Origin of the sequence: Clostridioides sp. ZZV15-6388 (assembly GCF_020657755.1) — a bacterium.
Classification (GTDB): domain Bacteria; phylum Bacillota; class Clostridia; order Peptostreptococcales; family Peptostreptococcaceae; genus Clostridioides.
On record NZ_JAGWCU010000001.1, the window covers coordinates 170,634 to 186,168 of the forward strand.

Here is a 15,535-nt window from a genome sequence, read left to right on the forward strand (position 1 = left end):
CTAGTCTTAATGGCTATAAATCAAGGAGTGATAAAATTTGAAAGCAGAAATAATAAGTGTAGGAACAGAGATATTGTTGGGAGATATAGTAAATACTAACTCTCAATTTTTAGCTAAAGAACTTGCAGCATTGGGAATAGAAGTATATCATCAAAGTACAGTTGGAGACAATAAGCAGAGACTCTTAGAATGTTTTGATGAAAGCTTAAAAAGAAGTGATTTAGTAATTACTACAGGAGGTCTTGGACCAACTGGTGATGATATGACAAAAGAAACTGCAGCAGAGTATTTTGGACAAGAATTAGAATTACATAAACCATCATTAGAAGTCTTAGAATCATTCTTTGTTAAAACAGGAAAGACAATGGCTGAAAATAATATGAAACAGGTATATTTTCCAAAGGATGCTATAGTATTAAAAAATAATAATGGAACAGCACCAGGAGCAATTTTAAAGAAAGATGATAAAAGTATAATAGTACTACCTGGACCTCCAAGAGAAATGAAGGCAATGTTTAATGAGAGTGTCAAACCTTACCTACAACAATTTACAAAGGAAATGCTAGTATCAAAAACTTTAAGATTGTATGGAATAGGTGAGTCAAATCTAGAATTGGAAATTTTAGATATAATTGATGAGCAAACTAATCCAACAGTTGCTTTGTATGCAAAGGAATTAGAAGTTACAATAAGAATAACTGCAAAAGCTGAAAATGAAGAACTAGCTTTTGAATTGATAAAACCAGTAGAAGAAAAGATAAAGGACAGAGTAGGGAAATATGTATATACTGAAGGCGATATTTCAGTATCTGAAGGAGAGTCTGCATTAGAGGATGCTGTTTCTAAGCTTCTTGTAGAAAAAAACTTAACAATAGCAGTGGCTGAATCTTGTACTGGAGGTTTGGTATCTTCATCTCTTATAAACTATCCAGGAATATCTTCTGTATTTCTTGAAGGATGTGTAACATATTCTAATGAAGCCAAAATGAAAAGATTGGGAGTAAAAAAAGAAACTTTAGAAGACTTTGGAGCAGTAAGTGAGCAAACAGCAATAGAAATGGCTGAGGGCATTGCTAAAGGGCTTGGAGCTAATATAGGCATATCTACAACTGGAGTAGCTGGACCTGGTGGAGGGACTGAGGAAAAGCCTGTAGGACTGGTTTATACTGCAATATATATAAATGGAAAGATAATAGTGAAAAAAAATATATTTAATGGAGATAGAAGAAAGATAAGATTAAGAGCTACTAGAGATTTACTTAATGAACTGAGAATACAATTAGAAAAACTTTAAATTATTATGATATTGGGCATATTTAAAGTATTGGTATAATATAAAATCATTTTTGGAGGCTTTTAATTTATGATAAAACATATATTTTGTGATTTAGATGGAACTTTATATGAAAATGGAGCTATAACAAAAGAGGACATAACAGCAATTGAGGAAATAGAAAAAAGCGGAGTACAGTTTAATGTTGCTACAGGTAGGGTTTTTAAGCAAGCTCGTGATATTATTGAAGGGAGCTTAGATATGAATGGCTATTATATATGTGAAAATGGCGCATTTATACACGATAAAGATTATAATGTGATTTTTAAGCAAACTATAGATGATAAATTAGTAAAAAAAGTTATTGATAGATTTGAATCAACTGATGCACAATTGTATTTTAAATATAAAGGAGATGTAATTGTAGATAGTGATACGACAGCTTTTAGACATTATTCTAGTGATTTTATAGTGGACCCTGATTTTGAGAAAAGAGATAGTTTTGATAATCTTATAGGTAATATTGGTATATGCTCTGAAAATTTAGAAGAGTTGTCTAGAATAGAGTTATATTTAAAAAGTGAGTTTAGCGAAGTGTTGGAAATATATTTTTCTAGTACTTATACTTTAAACATAGTTCCTAAAAGTGTATCAAAAAGAGGTAGTATAGAACATGTAATAAAAACTCTGAATGTAAGTCCAGATGAAGTTGCTACTATTGGAGATTCTCCAAATGATATTTGTATGTTAGAAGGCTTTAAATACAGTTTTGTAATGTCAAAGGCAAGAGAAGAAGTAAAACAAAGTGCAAATTATGTAGTAGATAGTGTAAAAAGTGCTATAGATGCTATAATAAAAATAAATAATTAGATATAAGATTGATGTTAAGTAATAAAAAACTAGTAAGTTATTTTTGTATGTTGATTTACTAAGTAATCAATTTTATAAGGTATTACCTATTCAGTATAAAAAAATGACTGTTCAAGAGAATTATAAAACTAGATTTTATATTCTGTAGAGCAGTCATTTTGATTGTATTAATTGTCAGTTTAAAATTCTTAAGTTAACCACAATTTGCTATATGGTATGATTTTATTGTATTAGCTAAAATAGAATCTAATATATAATTTATAACACTATTGCAAGTATATGCTGAAAATTTTAAATCATTCATATAGTCGCTTTTATTTTTGTATTCATTGTAAAGTTTAACAAAAAATTTTTCAAATCCGTTATTTATAGTACTACCTTTAATTTTAGATAAATCAACATCCTTTGCAAATGCTCCAAGTTCTCTTTCATAAGTGACATGTTTGTTCAAACTATGCTTAAATTCCCAGCGCTCACTATGAGCTAAGCAGAAAAAATCGCATAAAAAGTGGCAGATAACACCAAGTTCTTGACTAAGTCTACTTACTGAAAAATATTTAGAAACGCTGTCTATAGTAAGACTGCACAGATATTTTATTTTAGAAGCAACCATATTAAATGATTCATCCATGTAATGTTTTTTTAATTTGTATTTAGAAAAAGCATCTGGTTTTATATTGCCATATATAAAATTTTTTTCGCTTATAAAGAATGTTTTATTTTCATCTATATTATTAAGTATCGATTTTGCCATAATAAAATGGGTATTCATTAACATATTTACACCTCGTATAGTTTATTAGACTTATTAAATATATTATTATGATATGATATTTATGATAAAAGTTTAATGGTAAATATATGAAATTAAGTCAATCACATTTATTTAAATAATTTCAACCATATTCATAATACCAGTAATTGGCGAAATTTACAATATGTAAATAATGTTAAGTTTTTATTTATCAAATTTAAAATTAAGTATTAGTATACTTTCTAATTAGTCTATTAGCTTTAGATTGAGAAATTTCAAGGAGTCTAGCTACTTTATAAGAACTGCCCAATTTTTCATAAGCATCCAAAATTACATTTTTTTCATACTCCATAATTAAAGTGTTAAAGTTTTTGTTTTTATAATCAATAGGTAGAGAATTATCTACATCAGTTGTATATGTTGGAGAATTATTTCCACTATTGACAGTGTTTACATTTTTAGTGAGTATACTTGGTAAATCGTCTGTTGTTATATGATTATCTCTACAAGTAAGTAAGATTTTTTGAATTATATTCTGTAACTCTCTTATATTACCTGGAAATCTGTAGTTTGCAATAATACTTATAGCTTCTTTTGAAATTGTCTTGTTTAGATTAAAGTCACTTGAATATCTATTAAAATAATATTTTATAATCTCTACTAAATTATCTTTTCTTTCTCTAAGTGGAGGGAGTTTTATTTCTATAACATTTAATCTATAATATAAATCTTCTCTAAATTTTTTTTCTTTTACTTTAGAAATTAAGTCAGCATTTGTAGCAGATATAATTCTTATGTCAACTTTTTTATTTTTTAAACTTCCAACAGGAGTAAAAGTCCTATCTTGTATCAATTGTAAAAATTTTGCCTGTAGATTTTGTGGTATATCACCTATTTCATCTAAAAAAAGAGTTCCTCCATTAGCCAATTCCACAAGACCAACTTTACCTTTGGTACTTGCACCTGTAAAAGCACCTGAAGTATATCCAAAAAGTTCAGATTCAAGTAGTTGTGGAGATATGGTTGCACAGTTTATAGTTATAAATGAACCACTTGCCCTGTTGCTGTTGTGATGTATATATCTAGCAAGTGAACTCTTTCCTGTTCCAGATTCTCCTAATAATAGTACGCTTACATCAGTTTTAGAAACATGGTTAACTGTATTCATAATAGGTCTCATAACTACACCATCCATAATTACTGTATCTTCAATCCTAAGAGCTGTTCTATATAGTGTTTCCACCTCAGATTTGTATCTTTTTACTTGTTTTTTTGTGTCTTCAAGTTTATTTTTTATATTATTAAGCTCGGTTATATCTCTACAATTTTCAACAGTGAATTCTAGCTCGCCATTTTCATCAAATACAGGGCTTGCAGTTATAATAAGTTTTTTTCCTGTTTGAGTATCCTGTTCAAGTGAAAATTTAGACTTTGTTCTCAATACCACTGGTATGGGGCTTTTTGTTGAATATCCAGATTCTTCTAAGAAAGAAACATTTTTTCCTAAAATATCTTCTTTTTTTAGACCATAATTTTCTTCAAATGCCTTATTACAATATATTATTATACCTTTATCATCAGATGCACATATTTCATCATGAGAAGCCTCTAATATTTTTTTATAAAACTCTAAATCTAAATCCATTTTCCCTATTTACCCCCTAAACTTTTACTGATATATTAAAATAGGTTTAATTTATTAAATATAATTAAAAGTATAATCTTTATATAATACATAAATTTCAGTCTATTTTAACTTTAAATAAGTTATATATAACTTATTTTACAGTTAAAACGAGTCTAAATCAACTTAAAATATACTTGAAATTACTATAGAAAAGTTGAAAAACTAGTAATATTGTTGCAAATTCTAAGTTTTTAGTGTCGATATAAATAAAATAAAATTGGCATGTTTTTTGCTTGATAAAAATGATGTGTATTGACTAAATAATAGTAGAGGGGTATTTAAGATGGGAGAAAAAAGTAAAGGGTATGTATTTATAGCAACAGCAGGAATCTTATGGGCTACACTTGGGTTGTTTGGAAAGTTTTTGATGGGAAATGGACTGACATCAGAACAAGTAGCATTTACAAGATTATTTTTTGGATTTATAGTTTTAGGTGTTTATTCAGCTATAAGAACACCACATATTTTAAAAATAAACAAAAAAGGAATTATTTATTCAGTAATAATAGGAATTATATGTCAAGCTATGTTTAATTTATGTTACTTTAAAGCTATTGATACTGTAGGTGTATCTGTATCAGCAGTTTTATTGTATACATCGCCATTGTTTTTAGCTGTATTTTCAAAATTTTTTTATAAAGAGAGTATTACTAAAAGTAAAATATTTTCGCTGATTTTTTGCTTTATTGGTGCTATTATGGCAGTAACTGGTGGAAGTTTGAATTTTCAAAACTTAAGTACTATGGGCTTGTTACTTGGAATATTATCTGCAATAGCGTATGCACTTATGCCAACTATTAGTAAGAATGCTTTAAAGGAATTTTCAAGTTCAACAATATTAGTTTACAGCTTTTTATTTGGAGCGATATTTATGATTCCTTCTGCTAGACCATGGGAAATATTAAATTATGCTAAAGATTTAAATATTTTATCTTGTATGTTGATGTTAGGAGTTGTTCCAGCAGCACTTGCATATATTTTTTATGCAGCAGGCATATCTAAAGGTGTAGAGCTATCTGTTGCAGGTGTTGTAGCATCAGTAGAATTAGTTGGTTCTGTTATAATTGGATGCACTATGTTAGGAGAAAGTTTTTCTATAGGAAAGCTGTTTGGAGTGATGCTAATGTTGATATCAGCTGTAACAGCACTTAATCTTTCTTATGATGGAATAAAAATGTTTTATAAGTCTAATAAATTAAAACAAACTGAAAAAACAGAAAGTATTTAAGACTATATATTTTGCCCTTGTACATTTGTATAGGGGTATTTTTTATTGTAATTTTTAACATGAAATTTGATTTGTGAACAATAAAATAACTATAGAATAAAATAACTATAGATAGATTTATATTTTCTATAAATATATCTATAGTTATTATGTTATCTTTAATCACTATTTAATATGTTAATCATTATTTAATCTTGAATAAATTTACATCCCTGATAGGACTTTCGAGATTTTAATGTATCATCAATTTGATTTAAAATCTCCCATTTTTTTAAACTCCATAAAGGTCCAACAAGTTCATCTCTTTTACCGTCACCAGTAAGTCTATGAATTATCATAGTTTCAGGTAATATTTCTAGTTGGTCACAAACAAGATTAATGTATTCATCTTGGCTCATAAGAGTTAACATCCCATTTTGAAGCATTTTCTCCATCGGAGTATCTTTTATAACATGTAATAGATGTATTTTTATACCATCTACATTCATTTTTCCGACTGCCTTAGCAGTTTCCATCATCATATTATAATCTTCACCAGGTAGACCATTTATAATGTGTACAACTACTTTTATATTTTTAGCCTTTAATTTTTCCACACCTTCAACAAATGCTTTATAATCATGTCCTCTATTTATAATTTTAGATGTAGAATCATGAATTGTCTGAAGTCCAAGTTCAACCCATAGATTAGTTCTTTCATTAAGTTCAGATAGATAATCGACTACATCATCTGGCAAACAGTCAGGCCTTGTTGAGATTGAAAGACCTATAACATCATCAAGAGATAGTATAGTTTCATATTTCTCTTTTAAAATCTCAAGAGGTGCATAAGTATTTGTATAAGCTTGAAAATAGCCAATATATTTAGCATGAGGCCATTTTTTTAACATCATTTCTCTTATATTATAAAATTGATTAATAAGATTATCCTTAGGATTTCCAGCAAAGTCGCCTGAACCTTCTTTACTGCAATAAGTACAACCACCATAGCCAATACTTCCGTCAATATTTGGGCAAGTAAATCCTGCATTTATTGATACTTTAAAGACTTTTTCTCCAAATGTATTTCTAAGGTAGTAATTCCAAGTATGATATCTTTTATTATCAAAAGCATATTTAAATTTATCCAAAGTAATCACCTATTTCTAATAAAATTGTACATTAAATTTGTACAAAAAACATATTACCACAAATAGGTGACTTAAACAAATTCTATTTTAAGTAAGGCAAAATAAAGCAATAAAATAATTAATATTTTCTAGATTTGTTTCCAGAAAAAAATAGAGCAAGTCCAAATAATATTATGAAAAATGACATTATTGAGACTATAAATCTAGATAAAAATAGTGGTGACAATATAAGGCATATACCAAATAAAGTTTTAACTATATTCCAAGTTGTAAACTTAGAATATGGATTATTTTTACTATTTACAAATACTACAAGCTGATTAAAAATTAAATAAAATCCCAAAAGTAATGAGAAAATACTTTGTATTTTTTGAGGAAATACAAAAAGTAGTATACATGTAACTATTAGAATCCATTGAACATTGGTAGATGGTTTAATCTCTTCTTTAGTAGCATATCTTTTTAACTCATTGATGTTTTTAAGATTTAAATATGCAAAGAATAAAAGTGCAACCCCAAAAGTCCAAGAGATTAATTTTATACCTAGAGTCTTAAACGTAAGGCACAAGAATCCCAATATAACAAGTAACACTCCCATTATCATAAATTTAGTAGCATTTTCTTTTTTATTAAAGTTATCAAAATTGATATTAAAATTTGTATACATAAAATCACCTCCAAAATCAATAGAACAATTATAACAGAAATTTATATTCAAATAAAGCCACATAGTATAAAAATAAAACTCTACTTAGTAATTAATTAATAGGTTGTATCATAAACTCTTATTAATAGAATTATACAGGAGGAGGTTTGTCCATGACAAAATTATGGGCAATAATATTTGCATTATTGGCAGGTGGGTCTACTGCTCTTGAAGCTTTTATAAATGGAGAACTAGGTAAGAGTACAACAGCATTGGTTGCCACCTTTATAAGTTTGACTGTAGGAGCAATATTTTTTTTAGCAAGCATAATAGTTGCTGGGGATTTAAAATGTTTAGTATCTTTAAATGATTTTAATTATAAGTTATTGTTAGGAGGAGTATTTGGAGGGCTAATAATATATTTTACAGTAAAAGCAATTCCAAACTTAGGGGTATCAAATACACTTATATTAACACTTGTGTCTCAGGTTCTAATCGGCTTTTTTATTGATAGCGTGATTTTGGGACAAGAAACAATGCATTTATACAAATACATAGGGGTTATACTTTTAATTTTAGGTACATTCTTTATAGTAAACTAATGATTTAAAATACCATATAATTTGCTATATAACTTAAAAATTTGGTATAATTAGGATAGCAAGTAAAGTTAAAAGAAAGAGGTGTTAGGAATGGCTGATGAAAAATTTGTAATGTCATTTAGTGGTGGTAAAGATAGTATATTAGCATTAAATAGAATGTTGGAAAAAGGATATAAGCCTGTGGCACTCTTGACAACTATAAGTGAAGAACATGGAAAATCATGGACTCATAACTTAGAGCATAAGATGCTTAAACAAGTAAGTGATAGTATCGGACTACCTCTGTTAGTTTCTGAATGTGGAGTAGAAGGGTATGAAGAGAGTTTTGAGAGAGCTTTAATAAAAGCTAAAAACATGGGAGCAACAATATGTGCATATGGAGATATAGATATAGAAAGTCACAAAAAATGGGACTCTGACAGATGTGATGCAGTTGGTATGAAGGTAGAACTACCATTGTGGCAAGAAAGCAGAGAGGAATTGGTATATGAATTTATAGATAGTGGATTTTGTAGTGTCATAACAAAAGTAAACTTAAAGCATTTAGGAGAGGAATTTTTAGGAAAAAAATTAACTAGAGAACTTGTGAAAAAGATAAAAGAAACAGGGTCAGACCCATGTGGAGAGCATGGAGAATATCATACATTTGTAGTAGATGGACCAGTATTTAGAACTCCTGTAGAATATGAAGTAAAAGGAAATGTAATAAAAGATGGTTATGGCTATTTAGAAATAAAATAAGTACATAAATAAAATACCTATTATACAATTTTAATGTATGCAAAGTATCGATATTTGCAAGATTGTATAATAGGTATTCTTTATTTTATATATTATTATTACTTTTGTTTAAGCTATTTTTTTTAGACTAGAATCTAGTGTAGAAAAATTCTTTTTTAGGAAAATCATTGATGCAATAAGACATATAAATTCAGAAACAATAGTAGTCATCCATATTCCTTGACCACCAAACATTAGTATCATTACAATTAAACTTAGAGAGACAATTACAAGTCCTCTACCAAGAGATATAACTGTAGAAATTGATGGTTTTTCTACTGAAACAAAGAATCCTGAAATTATTACATTAAATCCAACTAATAAGAATGATATGGAGAATATTTTAAATACACGAACTCCTTCATTGAATAATAGAGTCTCTTCTGGGTGAATAAACAGAGAAACTATTGATTCTGAAAAAGTCATACAGATTGCAAATACAGCTATTGAAGCTATTATTGTAGCTTTTACTCCCATCTTCAATAATTTCTTTACATTATCGATGTTGCCTGCACCATAATAAAAACTAGTAAGTGGTTGCATACCCTGAGTTATACCCATCATAGTCATAAGAACCAATGTGTTTATATAGTTTATAACACTATAATAAATAAGAGCATTTTCTCCTATATATTTAGTAAGGCTCAAGTTAAAAAGTAAAACAACTATACCACAACTTAATTCAGTAGTTGAATCAGGGAAACCTATAAATAGAATTTTTCTAAGTGTCTTAAAATTAACCTTAAATTTAGAAAAATTCAAAGTTGAGTTTTTTCTCAAAAAGTGTATTAAGAAAAAAACAGTAGAAAAAACTTGAGACAAACCAGTCGCAATCCCAGCACCCTTTACGCCCCATCCAAACTCTATTACAAATAAATAATCTAGTATGATGTTTGTAAGGGCTGATATTATAACACCAACAGTAGCCAATATTGGGAATCCATCAGTTTTTATTATAACTTCTAAAGAATAGGAAACTATAAAGAAACCATTAAAAAATATTATTATTCCTAGGTAGTCTTTAACCATACCGATTGTAGATTCTGTGGCACCTAAAAATAGTGCCAATCTATCTAAGTTAAAAAAGGTTACTGCCAATATAATTAATGATAGTATAATTATTGATACTAAGTTAAATGAAAAAACTTCATTTGCAGATTTGATATCTTTTTTGCCCAGATAAATTGCAATTATAGTAGAGGCACCAGTTGAAAATAACAAAGAAACTGCAAATATAAAATTAATAAAAGGCATAGATATATTAACAGCAGCTAAGGCTAATTCTCCAACTCCTTTACTTACAAATATTCCATCAACCATTGTATACAATGAGAAAACCCACATTGCAACTACAGATGGAGCTAAGTATTTAAAAAACCTTTTGCCCAAACTTATGTTTTCGTCTATAGATATTTTTGTATCCATTTATTATCACTCCTTGTAAAGCTATTATAAAAATTATGAAACTATTAATTAATAATTTTATTTATTACTAATATAGATGATAAACTATGGTATAGTACCAATGTCAACAGCAAATAGTAAATAATTATAAATTTTATTAAATAATAGTAATTTCAAAGGTTTTATAAAAGTAAAAGGAGATGATTCAAATTTTCATTTTGAGATAACCCCTTTTTGTTATTTGAGATTATTATAATTATATTATCATTTTCAAAAAAATAATAAAAAAATATAATTATAATAGAATAGTTTATAATGTAATATTGTAATAAAAATAGTTAGGTTTATATTAATATGGAATATACTAAATAAATATATTATTCACATATTCTGTAACAATTTTTACCACTTGCTTTAGCTAAGTACAAAGCTTCATCTGCTTTAGAAAATAAGCTTTTATATGATTTACTTGAATCTGTAGCAAAAGCAATGCCAATACTCAATGTTATTTGATGATTGTTTTTTGCCTTTATTTTACTTACATCAGTTAAAATATCATTAATGCTTTTTATTACAGAATCATTTGATAGCGATTTCATAAATATCATAAACTCATCTCCGCCGATACGAGCAACTATATCCTTATCATCTGTATTTTGCATTAATATTTTTGAAACAGCAACTAAAACTTCATTTCCTTCTAAATGTCCAAAAGTATCATTTACAGTTTTAAAGTCATCAATGTCAATAACCATTAAAGCTTCACTATTTTTTTGTTCAGTATTGATGAGATACTCATCTATAAAATTTTCTGATGCTTTTTGATTATAAAGCTGTGTTAATGGATCTCGTTGAGTTTGAGCAATTAATTTTTCTAATTTAGATTTATCTTCAGTTATATCTTTCAAAACACCAATTGTTTTGATTGGATTATGATCACCATCATAAATAACTGAACATTGAACACGAATCCATCTCCACTCATCTCTAATTAATGATTCTAACTTTCGTATTTCAATTGTTTCATGAAGGTTTCCACGAAGTACTTCTAATAATTTACCAATATCATCAAGATGAATACTTTGCCCATATTTTAATATGTTGGAATAATTTCTTGTTTCAAAATTTTCTAGTTCAATTTTTCGGTCTATTTCAACTCGTTGATATATTACAAAATTATCATTTTCAATATCATATTCAAACATAATATCTGTAATATTTTGTAAAGCAATACGATATCGTTCTCTCTCTAACTTTAATTCAGATTCTATATTTTTTAGTTGAGTGATATCTGTAATAATGCTATTGATTTTTACAATACCATCACTATTTAATGATTTCATTCCAGAATCTAATACCCACATTAATGTTCCATCTTTTTTACGTATTCTATATTCAGATGAATAGGTAGAGCCTTTTGCAAAACATCGTTCACAATCTTCTAGTGCTTTAGGTAAATCTGGTGGGTATACAGCACCTACTGCAGAGCCACCACTCATTTCCATAAACTCATCATATGTATATCCTAATATTTTAGGTAATCCCTCATTGACATAGAAAAATGAATATGTATCATCATCATTGCTTCCTTTTAATCCACCATTGATATTATTGGTAATCATTTCGATTACTTCTGTCTTTTCCTTTAGTAATCTTTGCAAATAATCATAACTTTGTGTTCCTATTTTATTAGGGAAGAATTCATCAACTTGCATTTCACTGTATGGGTTTGATATGTGCATATGTCTCACCAATAATTGTCCATTGTTTTCAATTATTTCAAATGTACAACGCTGACATACCTCTAAAATCATTTGGTCATTTTCTTTAGTACGAATAGTATATTTTCCTACTACGATACATCTATATTTATCTTCACTTACAACTTCAAATATTTCATTATTCATATCACAAGAAGGAACTTCGTTTTGACCAGCATAAAAATAGTCTTTTATTTCATTAAAAGAAGTGAGAAATTCTTGTTCTCCTGGACCAATCCAAGTAATATCTTTTGACATATATTTTAATACCTCATTAATATCTCGATTTACATAAAAACTCATTAAAATATGTCTTACCAATTCTGGTGCTTTTTTTGAGAGTGTGCTCATGATATTCTCCTTTCTTACTATTATATAAATTAATTATATTATACATTAATACTTTTAAATTAGAAAACTTTGTTGAACTATGACCTTTTTATGAAATAAGAAAATTTTATGCAATATTTTAAGTAAAAGTAGGTTTTTTATATAAAAACTTAATTTATCTGTGTTAACTCTGATTTATAGAATCAAATGATTTTATTATAAAAACACAAATAAATTAAAAGTAGTTACTCTAAATAGCTTAGTGCCCTAAAATTAAATTAATTTTATTGCATTATATATTAACTTATAGCACATAGTGGGAATTTTATCATTAATTTGTCGAACGATTGTGATTAATTATATAGTAGAATGCTTGTTATTAATTATACATAAACTGGAGTTTTAATTTAATAAATCTATAAAGGTACTTATAATTTATTTATAGTTGAGACATTTTAAATTAAATATCTATTAAATTTTTTATTTTATCAACATCTATATACATACCTTGTGCAATAGACCTTCCATCAATTGCAGAAAGATTACATTGTTTATACATAACTGTAACAATCTGACCATTACGCTTTATAAATCTGTATAAAAAAGATTCAATCTTATTTGTATCAATCATTTCTAAGCTTTTTTTATAAACGAAGTCTAAATCATCTGGATGAACAATTGCTCTTAAGTTGCCACTCATTTCACCAAAAAATTGTTCTTTTGTATAACCTATAATATCAAACATTTCTTCGTTCATATATGTAATAATCATATCACCAAATAAATCATAGCGAATGATACCTACAGGTAGCATTGAATAAAATTGTGATAAAGTACTACTTTCATCTAGATGAGTATTTGTCATTTTAGGTATTGAATATGATTCAAATTCATTTATATAGCCAGCAGTTTTAATTAAATCTAAATGTATTTTTGTTAAGATTAATTTATTTTCTGAAATAATACAATTTGCACTAAAATAGAAATTACTATAATTTTGACAACCTGTAGTTTCATCAGATAAAACAGCTTCTCCACTAATTAGTAATGAATCTGAACTAACATCATGTGGAGTTATACTTTTATAAAGAATAGAAAATTTTTTACCTTTGATATGTTTTTCAAAGTATTCTATTACCTCAGGAAAAGATGTAAGTTCTTTTTTGTTATAAAAGTCAAACCATTTAATATTTTCAATAACATTTGCTCTTAGTTTTTGCATATCTTGCATAATAAAAAATGCATCAAAGATTTTTTCTATTAAAGATTTTCCTATATCAGAATATTCAATAGACATTTTGCCTGAAGTATTTTTTTTAGATAGTAACTTTTCAAATTGCTTACATTCCATAGGCTTTGCATAATAAAAACCTTGAGCAATGTCACAGTTTATGCTTTTGATAAACTCTACTTGTTGTTTTGTTTCAACACCTTCACACACTGTAAGTATACCAAGAGCTCTTGAAATATTTATTATAGAATACAAAATTGTTGTATTTTTAAAATCGTTTAAGTTATGAGATAAAAATATTTTATCAATTTTTATTACATCAAAAGGAAGGTTTTGTAACATACCAAAAGATGAATATCCAGAGCCAAAATCATCCATTGATACAGAAAAACCAAAAGAACGTAATTCATTTAGTTGTTGAATAATTGTATTTGTATTTTCTATCAATATATTTTCTGTAATTTCAATGCTAAAATTTGATGTAGCTACATTATATTTCTCAGCAATACTTTTTAAAGTGCTTGGAAAATTAGGGCTAAAAAAATGAAGACGAGAAAAATTACAACAAATTGGAACAAACACATCATTGCTATCAATCCATCTTCTTATATTTCTACAGTTCTGTTCGAATAAATATAAATCTAATTCTATTATCAATCCAGATTGTTCAAATAAAGGTATAAATTTATCTGGAGTGAGAAGCCCTTTAAGAGGATGTCTCCAGCGTGCAAGTGCTTCACATCCAACTATAGTATTACTTTTTATATTATAAAGTGGTTGGTAAAATACCTCAATTTGTTTATCCAATAAAGCGTATGATATTTCTGATAAAAATTCTTTATCATTTTCTAATTTATTATAAAAATTATTATCCTTAAAATCAAATGAAATGTATCTATTCTTACCTTCACTTTTAGCTTTTTTTAAACCGCTATATACTTGATTTAAAAGTATTAAAGTACTTATATCTGATTTACCATCCCAAATTGCACTACCAATGCTAAATGTAACATTAGAATAGATTTCTTTTTCATTAGGAAGTTGTATTTTTAATTCCCTAGCGCATTTTATAATAGATGTTCCCATGTCATCTAATTCTTCCTTCGATACATTTGGGATAGCAATTAAAAATCCTTCTCCTTTTAAATGGCCAACTATTCCTTTAGATTCTGGAACATAATACAATAGTTTTTGAGTAAGATTAATTAATAAATTTTCTCCAACTAGGTATCCATATATATCATTGAATAATTTAAAGTTATCAATATTTAATAACATAATTCCAATAGAAGTATTTTTTGAAATACAATTATCAATATATTGATATATAAATTTTCTATTTGGTATTTTAGTAAAAAAATCTATTTCGTTTGAGATTTTTAATTTACAATTTCTTTTCTCTAAATCTTTAGACAATAGTTCTACTTTTTTATTTAACATTTTTATATAATCATAATTTGGCATAGTATTCCCCCATAAGATACTTTGATTTTTTGATAATAACTGTGTTTATACTAAAAATATTTAAATGTTAATTAATATTTGAACAATATACTGAAATAATATATTAATATCATTAAATTTATAAAGCGATATTTCGGAAATAAAAAATAGTGTATAAAAATATAATGGCATAGGTGTAAATATAAAGTCAAATATATCTTTTAAAAAGCTTAAAGTCAGAAATGTCATAATCAATATTATAATAGAATAATGAACAAAGTATAGATATATTTAGATAGTTAACTAAATACAATTTATTTTTGAAACCTTGTTTTAGAAAATTTTTTAGTATATTCTAAAATAGACTTAGGAAAATAGACGAGTTATTTATTTTTAA

General features: G+C 27.0%; 12 protein-coding genes. 5 read left to right on the forward strand and 7 right to left on the reverse strand.

All coding sequences use genetic code 11. The features are described 5' to 3' along the window. Positions 1 to 37 precede the first annotated feature (37 nt). Positions 38 to 1,294, forward strand: coding sequence for a competence/damage-inducible protein A (locus tag KGF48_RS00780; RefSeq protein WP_227867656.1), 1,257 nt, complete (start codon positions 38 to 40; stop codon positions 1,292 to 1,294). A 69-nt stretch (positions 1,295 to 1,363) separates the two neighbouring features. Continuing rightward, the gene (locus KGF48_RS00785; protein WP_227839553.1) at positions 1,364 to 2,143 is read left to right on the forward strand and encodes an HAD family hydrolase; all 780 of its coding nucleotides are present in this window, start codon (positions 1,364 to 1,366) and stop codon (positions 2,141 to 2,143) included. Between the two features lie 193 nt (positions 2,144 to 2,336). Here KGF48_RS00785 and KGF48_RS00790 read toward each other — a convergent pair whose 3' ends face one another. Next, the gene (locus KGF48_RS00790) at positions 2,337 to 2,921 is read right to left on the reverse strand and encodes a zinc dependent phospholipase C family protein (protein ID WP_227827281.1); all 585 of its coding nucleotides are present in this window, start codon (positions 2,919 to 2,921) and stop codon (positions 2,337 to 2,339) included. A gap of 199 nt (positions 2,922 to 3,120) precedes the next feature. Beyond that, on the reverse strand, positions 3,121 to 4,542 hold the full coding sequence (locus KGF48_RS00795) for a sigma 54-interacting transcriptional regulator (RefSeq protein ID WP_227841937.1): 1,422 nt from the start codon (positions 4,540 to 4,542) through the stop codon (positions 3,121 to 3,123). A 325-nt stretch (positions 4,543 to 4,867) separates the two neighbouring features. Here KGF48_RS00795 and KGF48_RS00800 point away from each other — a divergent pair, with 325 nt between their 5' ends. Further along, positions 4,868 to 5,812, forward strand: a complete 945-nt coding sequence (locus tag KGF48_RS00800) for a DMT family transporter (protein WP_227841936.1) — start codon at positions 4,868 to 4,870, stop codon at positions 5,810 to 5,812. 188 nt (positions 5,813 to 6,000) lie between these two features. On the opposite strand, the gene KGF48_RS00805 is transcribed toward KGF48_RS00800, so the two are convergent. After that, a complete protein-coding gene (locus tag KGF48_RS00805; protein ID WP_227827284.1) occupies positions 6,001 to 6,942 on the reverse strand; it encodes a TIGR01212 family radical SAM protein in 942 nt (313 codons plus the stop codon). Between the two features lie 118 nt (positions 6,943 to 7,060). Beyond that, a complete protein-coding gene (locus KGF48_RS00810; RefSeq protein ID WP_227827285.1) occupies positions 7,061 to 7,609 on the reverse strand; it encodes a DUF308 domain-containing protein in 549 nt (182 codons plus the stop codon). 152 nt (positions 7,610 to 7,761) lie between these two features. On the opposite strand from KGF48_RS00810, the gene KGF48_RS00815 reads away from it, so the two are divergent. Together KGF48_RS00815 and KGF48_RS00820 are read left to right on the forward strand one after the other, a co-directional pair. After that, positions 7,762 to 8,190, forward strand: coding sequence for a DMT family transporter (locus tag KGF48_RS00815; RefSeq protein ID WP_227827286.1), 429 nt, complete (start codon positions 7,762 to 7,764; stop codon positions 8,188 to 8,190). Positions 8,191 to 8,280: 90 nt separating this feature from the next. Then, positions 8,281 to 8,931, forward strand: coding sequence for a diphthine--ammonia ligase (locus tag KGF48_RS00820; RefSeq protein ID WP_227867657.1), 651 nt, complete (start codon positions 8,281 to 8,283; stop codon positions 8,929 to 8,931). A gap of 108 nt (positions 8,932 to 9,039) precedes the next feature. Here the strand turns inward: KGF48_RS00820 and KGF48_RS00825 are convergent, their stop codons facing one another. From KGF48_RS00825 to KGF48_RS00835, 3 genes are all read right to left on the reverse strand, one after another. Continuing rightward, positions 9,040 to 10,395 carry an MATE family efflux transporter gene (locus tag KGF48_RS00825; protein WP_227839557.1) on the reverse strand — a complete coding sequence of 452 codons (1,356 nt, stop codon included), beginning with the start codon at positions 10,393 to 10,395 and terminating at the stop codon, positions 9,040 to 9,042. 356 nt (positions 10,396 to 10,751) lie between these two features. Further along, positions 10,752 to 12,485 (reverse strand): sensor domain-containing diguanylate cyclase, encoded by a 1,734-nt coding sequence (locus KGF48_RS00830; protein WP_227867658.1) that lies wholly within the window; start codon positions 12,483 to 12,485, stop codon positions 10,752 to 10,754. A gap of 439 nt (positions 12,486 to 12,924) precedes the next feature. Beyond that, positions 12,925 to 15,159: an EAL domain-containing protein gene (locus tag KGF48_RS00835; protein ID WP_227867659.1), complete on the reverse strand. Its 2,235-nt coding sequence runs from the start codon at positions 15,157 to 15,159 to the stop codon at positions 12,925 to 12,927. Positions 15,160 to 15,535: the final 376 nt, after the last annotated feature.